The following is a 9,010-nucleotide window of genomic DNA, read 5'->3' as shown; positions in this document are numbered from 1 at the left end:
AAAGCGTACCTCCTTCGCCGTCGTTGTCCGCACGCAGCAGGAAGAGAACATATTTGAAGGTGACGATGATCGTCAGTGTCCAGACCATCAGGGATATCAAACCGACGACCTCCTGCTGACTGATACCGTCGTGGGAGAACGGCCGAAGGGCTTCCCGAAAGGCATAGAGCGGGCTCGTACCGATATCGCCGTAAACCACCCCGATCGAACCGAGAAGTAGGACGAGAAACTTTCGCGTATCGGATTTCTGGGCAGGGTCGGCGTCGATGGTTGCTGTCATGGATACTCCAGCGCTGCTTGGCGCTCTGAATTGCGTTCACACTATATGGTGCAACGCAGCGTTCCCGGCAACTATCGCATTTGTCCCGGCTGAATGACGAATGCGCGCGAGTTGGCTCTACTAGTTTTCAGTGCTGTCACGTGTGTCCATTGCCATGTCATGGAGCGCTTGCGTGTCTTCGGGGTCATATTCAGCGGACAGGATGACACTCAAAAATGCCGCGCGGGCTATCTCCTTCTTGGTGGCTTCCGGATGCCGTTCCTTCACCGCGGCAATAAGCGCCTTGGGTTTCATACCCGGCGTCGCGAATTGCCTGATCGTTTCCGCGATCCCTTCGATCTCACGAAGTTCTTTCTCGCGCATGAGCATCTCCGACGGATAGTTGCCTCGCACACATGCCATTTTTGAATGAGAATTTCATGACTGTGCCAAAAAGCCGCCGATCATGTCGCATTGCCGACCCGGGGTGCGTCGCCGCGTGCTCGCGCGACAGCTTCCAGGGCATTCGAGGCCATGCGGAAACTCTACAGGGAACGATTGGAGGTGCAGGACATCCCTAACAACGAGGAGGCATGAATGTGGAAGCCCTGGGCCATGCCATGCCGCCGAGCGCTGATAGGTCAGGCAGCCTGAAGCGATTACAACAACTTGAAGACTGACTTTGGGTCGTCACTAAGTCATCTGGTATTTGGCATGTCCGGATACAGTAAACAGGGGGCATAATGACCTGGATCATACCGTTCGAAAGCGTCCGTCCTCGCTTCGGCATGCCGCCCTCGGAAGTCGAACCGATCCTCGATCCGCCTCACCGACGCCCGAAGGGTGACGACGGGACGGAATACAGGGGTGATTGTGCCGACGACGACCGGGTCTCCTAGATCGAATGCTACTACCATCTCGTGGTTGTTACCCTGTGCATCGCACCCTTTCGAGGTCACTGTGAGGTAGACATTTATATTCCCCGTAAGCGGTCTGGCGGTATCGTACCTCGTTGGCCATGTTCTTAGCTTCCAGAGCAATGGTGACGGCAAGTAAGAACGCGACGACGGTAGCGGCCAGGAATGCCGCGGCGATCCTCATATCCGATTTTACGCCGGGGCAATTCTCAAGACTGCCGAGGGGTATCCGATCGGCACGGTCTGCGTGCCTGGGTATGTGCCCCTGGTATTGGACGAGGTTCAACAGGACACCCTACGGCTTTTGGCAAAGCAAGTGATGGTTCAGCTGGAACTCGGAAATCCCTGCACGAAAAGTCATCCGAGGCGGAGGCGCAACGCCTGTTAAGCGAGCACCGACGGGCGGAAGCGGAGGCATTGGCTCAGGCGGAAACGTTCCGTCGCTGCCTTCACCGGGCGCATCCAGGCGCTTAGCCAAGCTCACGACATACTATTGAGGGAAAACTGGTCATCCGCGGAAATCTTGCTCAGCGTACTCACCCTTCACTGCGATGAAAAACGGAGGACGCTGGGAGGGCCAACGGTCACTCTCGGCCCAAAAGCCGGACTGGCACTTTCGATGATACTGCACGAGCTTGCGACCAACGCGATCAAATACGGTGCGCGCTCAAACCACAGCGGGAGAATATCCATCCAGTGGTCGGTGATAGATGTAAGTGGTGTGCCTAGCCTGTCGATGACCTGGATTGAAACGGGCGGACCGCCGGTTTTCGAGCCAACCCGCCAAGGGTTTGGCTCACGCCTCATTGGGATGGGGATAGCGGGGACGGGTCGAGGCATCTTATCTTCCCAGCGGCTTCACAGCGACGTTCCAAGCGCCGATGTCCAAGGTTCGGGAAATCGGATCGTAGCGATCACGCTTCGGTAATCCGGTATTATTCTCGCGCATCGTCAGCATCTATCAGGCCCTTGAACGATGCATCTTGCGCTTACCGTCGCCCGTCCATGCGCGGTACTCAATTTCCGCGGGCAAGATAGGTTCGACGTAGACGGCCGAATTGGCTTTTACGTGCATCGAGGGACGTACAATAGACGGTATTGTCGCATATATGGCGAGACGGCCGTCTCAGGTATTTGGCACTGGCCGAAATCTTGTGACAAAGACGGGGCTCACCAGCAATGCCAGGAGGCCCTCAAAACCGGCAGCGTTCGAGACCCACGAGTTTGGTTACAAGAAAACAATGTCTCGCGATTGTCAATTCCTTCCGAGCCGCCATATTACGACAACGCCTAAGCCTGCAACCGCGACGGCGATCCCTATGAATATTCCGGCGTTATGGAAAATGCTTAAGCTGTCGGTCACTCAAGCCACCACTTGAACAGGGGGTATGCGACCATGTCGTAGGCGGCTACCGAGAGAACCACGCCGATGATGTTTCCTAAGCGCTCGTAACCGTCGATTTTTTCTACCATTGAGTCCTCCATGTGAGCAGGCTAGTCGATGCCCGGCAATCTGTCATCTGTTGCGCGACGGCCTCCTGATCAATCAACGACTTCGGTCTCGCCATCAACCTTCGTCCACGTCAGCGACCATTCGTCCATGCTGCCCGCGTTGTGGGTGTAGGTACTATGGTTGCGAACCTCCGCGTCGATCGTAACGGATTCCGAAGGAGCATGCGCAGATATTCGCCGCAGCTCGTGCAGGTCACTGACCTTTTTGACATCTTGTCGGTTGGGCTTCGATATGTCCACCTGTAAGGATCATTACTTTTCTTCGCCCCGCGTCCGTGAGTGAGGGCGCGCCTTTCATAGTTTCCTTTCGATGTCGTTAGGATGTGGCTGATCTACGCACATAATGGGCAGATTTTTCAAGACTTCCTCTATTGCGTCGATTGTCTCCATGGTGCCCCGACCGTTGGTCGTTGCTCGATCGATTATATCCTGAAGCGACCCGTCAACCTCTTCCTGACAAAGCCGTTGGCTGCCGGCTCGCCAGACTACACGGCGCACCGCGGATGGCGTCGACACGGCGATCGATGGCCTCAGCAATGGTGTTTGCTGCACAAGTGCTGCAAGCCCGGCAATTCGGCCAAGCGAAGGAACGATCATGGTGACCGGCAGGTGGCTCGCATGATGGCCCTGCGAATTCCGGCCGCGCGATCTGGGTGTCGAGCCCTTCGATTTCCTGAACGCGGCCCGCATCGATATCGGGCATGAAATGAAGCTTCAGTGTTTCCGCCAGCGCTTCGCGAGCAGTTCAAAGCGGCTAACAGCACCCCACGTTGCCGAGGCGCAGCGTCTGTCGTGACCGTGCTTGGTCTGCGGGTATGAAGGGTATAACGGCCCGGTAATTTGCGCGCCGCAATGGTCTACCGAAATTGTGCCGCATCATCATACCGACCGGCAACAGGACGTGAAATGCCCACTTGGATTGAGTAAAGATCAGAGCTTTGATCAAATGGAGCTAAAGCCTTGGGGGTAAAGCATCAGCGGCGCCCCGAAGTGACTTAAAACGCCGTCTCTGCGTGGTCTTCCCGGTCCTTGATTTAGCTGCATTCGGCGTTAGAATGCGCCTACAGGTTGTCCAGATTAGCAAGTCGTGGGGAAAGCGGATGTACTCCAAGAACGGGACAGATGCCTACAAGGCCGAATTAATTTTCGCGCACTACGGCATAGACATCGAGACGCTGCAAGTGAGGAGTGTCTGGCAACGCCGAGATGGAATGCTCTGGATGGGGAGCTACGGCCATCTTGTGATGCCTGGTCGTCAGATGGAAACTGAATTATTACTTGTTTTTGGCCTCAGCGACGTTCGTACCGTAGCCTCTAGTTCGGTCGCAGCGGTAGGGGATCACATTCGAACGGAACTTGAAGAACTTGCCGGCCAGAGACGACTTGAGCGTAATGGTCTGTCCCGTCGTTAGGTTGTGTGGGACTCGGTGCTTTTGATGGTTTCGACCGAATGATGACGAAGGGACCGGTCTCGAAGGTGTAAGGTCGGGAGGAAAGATTGAGGCCTGAGGGCTGCCAAAGGCATTGGACGAGAAACCGGGAGCCCTGCAAATCGCTGCAACCCGCGAGAATGCCTTTCCATTTCGACACCCTCCGCCGTCGTTGCCTTCCCAACATTCTGCATGCGGATGTCCATGATCGTCGCAAGCAACGAGTCGAGGAAAAATCGGATTCCTGGGTGCCTAAAAACGTTGGCGATGTCGTGCGGGTCGCAAACCATTGTCGTGACAACCATAGGACAATTTGATGCTCCCGCCCAAAAACTTTCCAACCTGGACTTGTGTATCTGCGAGTACAGTCCGAGGGATATGGTTCCGTCCCATGTCGACGCTTTGCAAAAAAAACAATTTCCGATCAAATTAGCGGCTCAACCTGGCCGGCGGTGACCCACAATCGCATGAGGAAATTTTAAGGTGGCAAGATATCTTATTGGAATGGACTTTGGCACAGCATCGGTTCGTGGCGTGTTGATCGATATTGCAAGCGGAGTTCAGTTAGACAGCGCGGTATCAGATTATCGCAACGGTCTCATCGATAAGCGTCTCTCAGACGGCTCCAGGCTGCCACACGGTTCCGCCCTTCACATGCCGTCAGATTATCTTGTGTGCTGCCAGAACGTCCTTTCGCGGCTTGGTGGCAACCGAAAGATTGTCGGGATCGGCATTGCTGCGACAGCGTCATCGCCTCTACCAACAAGCGCAAATGGGTCGTTACTGGTTGAAAAGTATCCAGCAAACTCGAATGCTCTCATTAAACTTTGGAAGCACGGCCTCGCGCAACACCACGCAGAACAAATCAACAAAAAGCTTAGTGTCACGCGACCCGGTGCAAGTGTCTCTGGTGAAGGTCTGCTTGCCAAGGCGCTTGAACTACAAATTGAAGCACCTGACATATGGCAGGATGCCGAACGATACATTGAAGTCGGGGATTGGTTGGTCTGGCAGTTGACAGGCAGGGAATGCCGCAGTCTGGATTTCGCTTGCTACAAAGCGCTCTACTCTTATGACAACGGCTATCCATCAGATGAAGTTGTTCCAGGGCTCTCTTCAAGAGTCATAGCACCTACTTCGGTGGGACAGGTTGCCGGCTATCTGACCGAGGCATGGTTAGCAAGAACGGGAATTCTGGGCGATCCTATCGTGTCCGTTGCCAGCATCGATTCCCACGCGGTTCTTCCCGCCGTGTCAGCAGAATTTGACGGTACATTTGTCGGGGTACTGGGAACGTCTTCCGGCTTCCTGAGAGGTGGAGGAGTTCCAGGAAACGTTCCCGCGGGTTACGAAGCTGGTGCTTACGGTGCAGCCTTACCGAATAGTTGGTGTTGTGAAGCTGGCCAGGCCGCGTTCGGGGATATGCTCGGATGGTTCGTTCAAACATTCCCGAGTGCCGGAAACGCGGAGATCGATTTCCAATGGTACAATGATCAAGCCGCGATGCTTGACGCGGCCGAAGGGCAGATGCTTGCTCTAGACTGGTTCGGCGGCAATCGTGTTCCATTCGCCGACAACGCCTTGAGTGGGCTGCTGATGGGACTCAAAATAACAACGACCCCGGTCGAGATCTACCAGGCGTTAGTTGAATGCTTATCGTTTGGCATAAAATCTATCATCGAACGAGCTGAGGTCGATGGTTACAGCGTCGAGCAACCCATTCTGACCGGCACAGTGGCTTTGGAAAATCCATTTATCGTCCAGACAATCTGCGACGTTCTTGGCCGCATGGTCAACGTGGCTGATATCCGTTTTGCGTCTGCGTCGGGCGCAGCTATCCACGCGGCCGTTGCTTCTGGGGTTATATCCGATTTTGCCGAGGGCTATCAACGTTTCGGCTGCAAGTCCTTTAAGAAATTCGCGCCGAACCCGCCGAGATCAAAAATTTATCGAGATGTCTACCCCAATTATCTGGCTCTCGCTTCGGATCCAATCCTACTGCATGTTATGCGAACGCTGTCGGCCGGCTTCGGTCGAACATGATTTTGGATTCATGACATTGGAGAAGACCGTTGGCAGGTGATACGGAGAACGCAAAACTCGAAACAGCGGCCAGAGCGGCATGGCTCTATTTTATAGCCGGCAATACGCAGGAGGAGATCGCGCAAAAACTTCGGGTGTCTCGGCCAACCGCCCAGCGTTTGGTGTCGCTTGCCTTGTCGAATAGGCTTGTTACGTTTCGATTTGAACATCGAATCGCCACGACAATGGAACTGTCTGAGGCGTTGCGGACCCGGTTTAACCTAAAATATTGCGATGTTGTGCCCTCTGATCCCGACAAGCCCGAATCGATATCAGGTGTCGCCTCTAGTGCGGCTGCTTTCATTGAACAGACGCTGGCGGCAGCTTCGCCGACCCTGCTTGCAATTGGAACAGGAAGAACCTTACGCGCTGCCGTCGATCAGATGCAGCCACTGGAATGCCCTCATCATACGCTGGTGGCTCTAGTAGGAAACATAGCCGATGACGGTTCGGCAAGTTTCTATGACGTCCTCAGCCGCCTTGCCGACTTGACAAAGGCACGACATTTCCCTGTCCCATTGCCCGTTCTTGCGGACACAGGTGAGCAGCGCGACATTCTGACGTCGCTTCGCGTTGTTCAACGCACGCACGCGCTCGCGCAAAAGGCAGACGTGACGCTTGTCGGCGTCGGGCAGATGGATCTTGACGCTCAGCAATACGTTGATGGTTTTGTTACTCGCGAAGAGCTCCTGATGCAAATACGTCTGGGCGCTGTCGGCGAGATCACGGGATGGAGCTTTGACCGGGCGGGGCAGGTCCTTGAAGGTGGCATTAACACTCGAACGACATCTGTTCCGTTGGCTACTTCCCGAGAAAGTTTAGTGGTAGGCGTCGCATCCGGCGACAAAAAAGCGTTACCGATCTTTTCTGCTATGAGCGGAGAAGTTATCAACGGACTGATCACTGATGAGCGGACGGCCATATTGATTTTAAAACTAAAAGACTAATTCCGGCCTGCCAGTGGGGCGAGTTATTAAATTGAGATAAAAGTCAATGATTTAAATGCATCGCTCGCAACAAGGTAACGCCTGCTTGTCCTCAGGAGTAGGTTCCGTGCGTCCATGGGTCATTTTTTCTGGGCGTCTCGGCAACGCGCGTGCACCAGTATGGTCATCCACGGATCCTTGACAGTACCAAAAAAACATGGTCTGAACATACATGCAGGACGTGAGTAAGTGTTCACGTCACATGGGAGGATATCATGAAAATTTTGATTAGCGCGCTGCTCAGCGCGACGTCTCTGCTCGCCTTCAGCCAGGCCTCTGCGGAAACGCTTACGATCGCGACGGTTAACAATGGCGACATGGTTCGCATGCAAGGCCTGACGGAAGACTTTACGTCCAAGAACCCTGACATCCAGCTCGAATGGGTCACCCTCGAAGAAAACGTGCTGCGCGAACGCGTTACCACGGACATCGCAACAAAGGGCGGCCAGTACGACGTGCTGACGATCGGCACGTATGAAGTTCCGATCTGGGCGAAGCAAGGCTGGCTTCTGCCGCTTGACAATCTCGGCCCCGACTATGACGTCGACGACCTTCTTCCGGCCATCCGCGCCGGTCTGACCGCAGACAACAAGCTTTACGCCGCACCGTTCTACGGCGAAAGCTCGATGGTCATGTACCGCAAGGACCTGATCGAAAAGGCCGGCCTGAAAATGCCTGATGCTCCGACCTGGGAGTTCATCGGTGAGGCCGCGCGCAAGATGACTGATCGCGCAGCTGGCATCAACGGCGTTTGCCTTCGCGGCAAGGCAGGCTGGGGCGAAAACACCGCCTTCCTCACGACGATGTCGAATTCGTTCGGCGCTCGCTGGTTCGATGAGAATTGGAAGCCCCAGTTCGACCAGCCGGAGTGGAAGGCGACACTCGACTTTTATACAAAGCTGATGAAGGACGCAGGCCCGGATGGCGCATCCTCGAACGGCTTTAACGAAAACCTGGCGCTGTTCCAGCAGGGCAAGTGCGGCATGTGGATCGATGCCACGGTGGCCGCGTCCTTCGTGACCAACCCGAAGGACTCGACGGTGGCCGACAAGGTCGGTTTCGCTCTCGCTCCGGATACCGGCCTGGGCAAGCGTGCGAACTGGCTCTGGGCCTGGAACCTGGCCATTCCGGCAGGAACGAAAAAAGCAGAAGCAGCCGAGAAGTTTGTTTCCTGGGCAACCAGTAAGGAGTATCTCGCTCTCGTAGCCGCGAAGGAAGGCTGGGCCAACGTACCTCCGGGCACGCGCACGTCGCTCTACGAAAACGCCGAATACCAAAAGGCGGCTCCGTTCGCAAAAATGACGCTTGACTCGATCAATGCCGCCGACCCGACGAAGCCCACCGTAAAGCCTGTCCCGTACGTCGGTGTACAGTTCGTCGCGATCCCGGAATTCCAGGGTCTCGGCACGACGGTCGGTCAGCTCTTCTCGGCAGCGCTCGCCGGCCAGATGACGGTTGACGATGCACTCGCACAGGCACAGACAGCCGCCACCCGCGAGATGACGCGCGGCGGTTACATCAAATAAGGCTTCCCTCCCAAGGAAGAGCGGCCCGGATATGCGGTCCGGGCTGAAACTGAGGCCTGGTTCCCTTCGACAGTGATCTTCTCTCTGTGTGACGGGGCCAGGCTTTTTTATCGGCGTCAGAATGTCCTAGTCCGATAGGGGCTTCAAGTTATCGGCGCGGTTTTCGGGGGAGTAGATTTATGGCTACGCAGAATACGCGGGCGCTTGCGCGCTGGATGATGGCCCCGTCTGTCGGGCTTCTCCTGATCTGGATGATCGTGCCACTGGCGATGACGCTGTGGTTCTCCTTCCAGAACTA

At 55.4% G+C, this 9,010-nt stretch carries 7 protein-coding genes and 2 pseudogenes; 7 read left to right on the top strand and 2 right to left on the bottom strand.

The annotated features are described in order from the left end of the window. Both ACP7E0_RS34550 and ACP7E0_RS34545 read right to left on the bottom strand, forming a co-directional pair. Window positions 1-280: KUP/HAK/KT family potassium transporter (locus ACP7E0_RS34550; protein WP_426131838.1), on the bottom strand; the 280-nt coding region annotated here is incomplete at its 3' end. A gap of 120 nt (window positions 281-400) precedes the next feature. Continuing rightward, entirely contained in the window at window positions 401-643 is a 243-nt protein-coding gene (locus ACP7E0_RS34545; protein ID WP_426131836.1) for a hypothetical protein, read from the bottom strand. 359 nt (window positions 644-1,002) lie between these two features. On the opposite strand from ACP7E0_RS34545, the gene ACP7E0_RS34540 reads away from it, so the two are divergent. The 7 genes and pseudogenes from ACP7E0_RS34540 to ACP7E0_RS34510 all read left to right on the top strand — a co-directional run. Next, window positions 1,003-1,158 (top strand): hypothetical protein, encoded by a 156-nt coding sequence (locus tag ACP7E0_RS34540; RefSeq protein WP_426131834.1) that lies wholly within the window; start codon window positions 1,003-1,005, stop codon window positions 1,156-1,158. Between the two features lie 460 nt (window positions 1,159-1,618). Continuing rightward, window positions 1,619-2,104, top strand: a pseudogene (locus tag ACP7E0_RS34535) (HWE histidine kinase domain-containing protein); the annotation flags it as partial. A gap of 1,684 nt (window positions 2,105-3,788) precedes the next feature. Then, entirely contained in the window at window positions 3,789-4,100 is a 312-nt protein-coding gene (locus ACP7E0_RS34530) for a hypothetical protein (protein ID WP_426131833.1), read from the top strand. A gap of 501 nt (window positions 4,101-4,601) precedes the next feature. After that, entirely contained in the window at window positions 4,602-6,161 is a 1,560-nt protein-coding gene (locus tag ACP7E0_RS34525) for an FGGY-family carbohydrate kinase (RefSeq protein ID WP_426131831.1), read from the top strand. Window positions 6,162-6,190: 29 nt separating this feature from the next. Then, a complete protein-coding gene (locus ACP7E0_RS34520; protein ID WP_426131830.1) occupies window positions 6,191-7,147 on the top strand; it encodes a sugar-binding transcriptional regulator in 957 nt (318 codons plus the stop codon). A gap of 254 nt (window positions 7,148-7,401) precedes the next feature. Next, window positions 7,402-8,712, top strand: a complete 1,311-nt coding sequence (locus ACP7E0_RS34515; RefSeq protein WP_426131828.1) for an ABC transporter substrate-binding protein — start codon at window positions 7,402-7,404, stop codon at window positions 8,710-8,712. Between the two features lie 179 nt (window positions 8,713-8,891). Beyond that, window positions 8,892-9,010 (top strand): annotated as a pseudogene (locus tag ACP7E0_RS34510) (sugar ABC transporter permease); the annotation flags it as partial.

Source organism: Pararhizobium sp. PWRC1-1, assembly GCF_049897905.1.
Taxonomy (GTDB): domain Bacteria; phylum Pseudomonadota; class Alphaproteobacteria; order Rhizobiales; family Rhizobiaceae; genus Pararhizobium.
Note: the sequence above shows the minus strand (reverse complement) of the source record. Positions and strands in the feature narration are given on the sequence as shown.

Bases quoted from the DNA above. Each gene is read 5' to 3' on its own strand.
- ACP7E0_RS34545 (WP_426131836.1), bottom strand. From the start codon at position 643: ATGCGCGAGAAAGAACTTCGTGAGATCGAAGGGATCGCGGAAACGATC.
- ACP7E0_RS34530 (WP_426131833.1), top strand. From the start codon at position 3,789: ATGTACTCCAAGAACGGGACAGATGCCTACAAGGCCGAATTAATTTTC.
- ACP7E0_RS34515 (WP_426131828.1), top strand. From the start codon at position 7,402: ATGAAAATTTTGATTAGCGCGCTGCTCAGCGCGACGTCTCTGCTCGCC.
- ACP7E0_RS34540 (WP_426131834.1), top strand. From the start codon at position 1,003: ATGACCTGGATCATACCGTTCGAAAGCGTCCGTCCTCGCTTCGGCATG.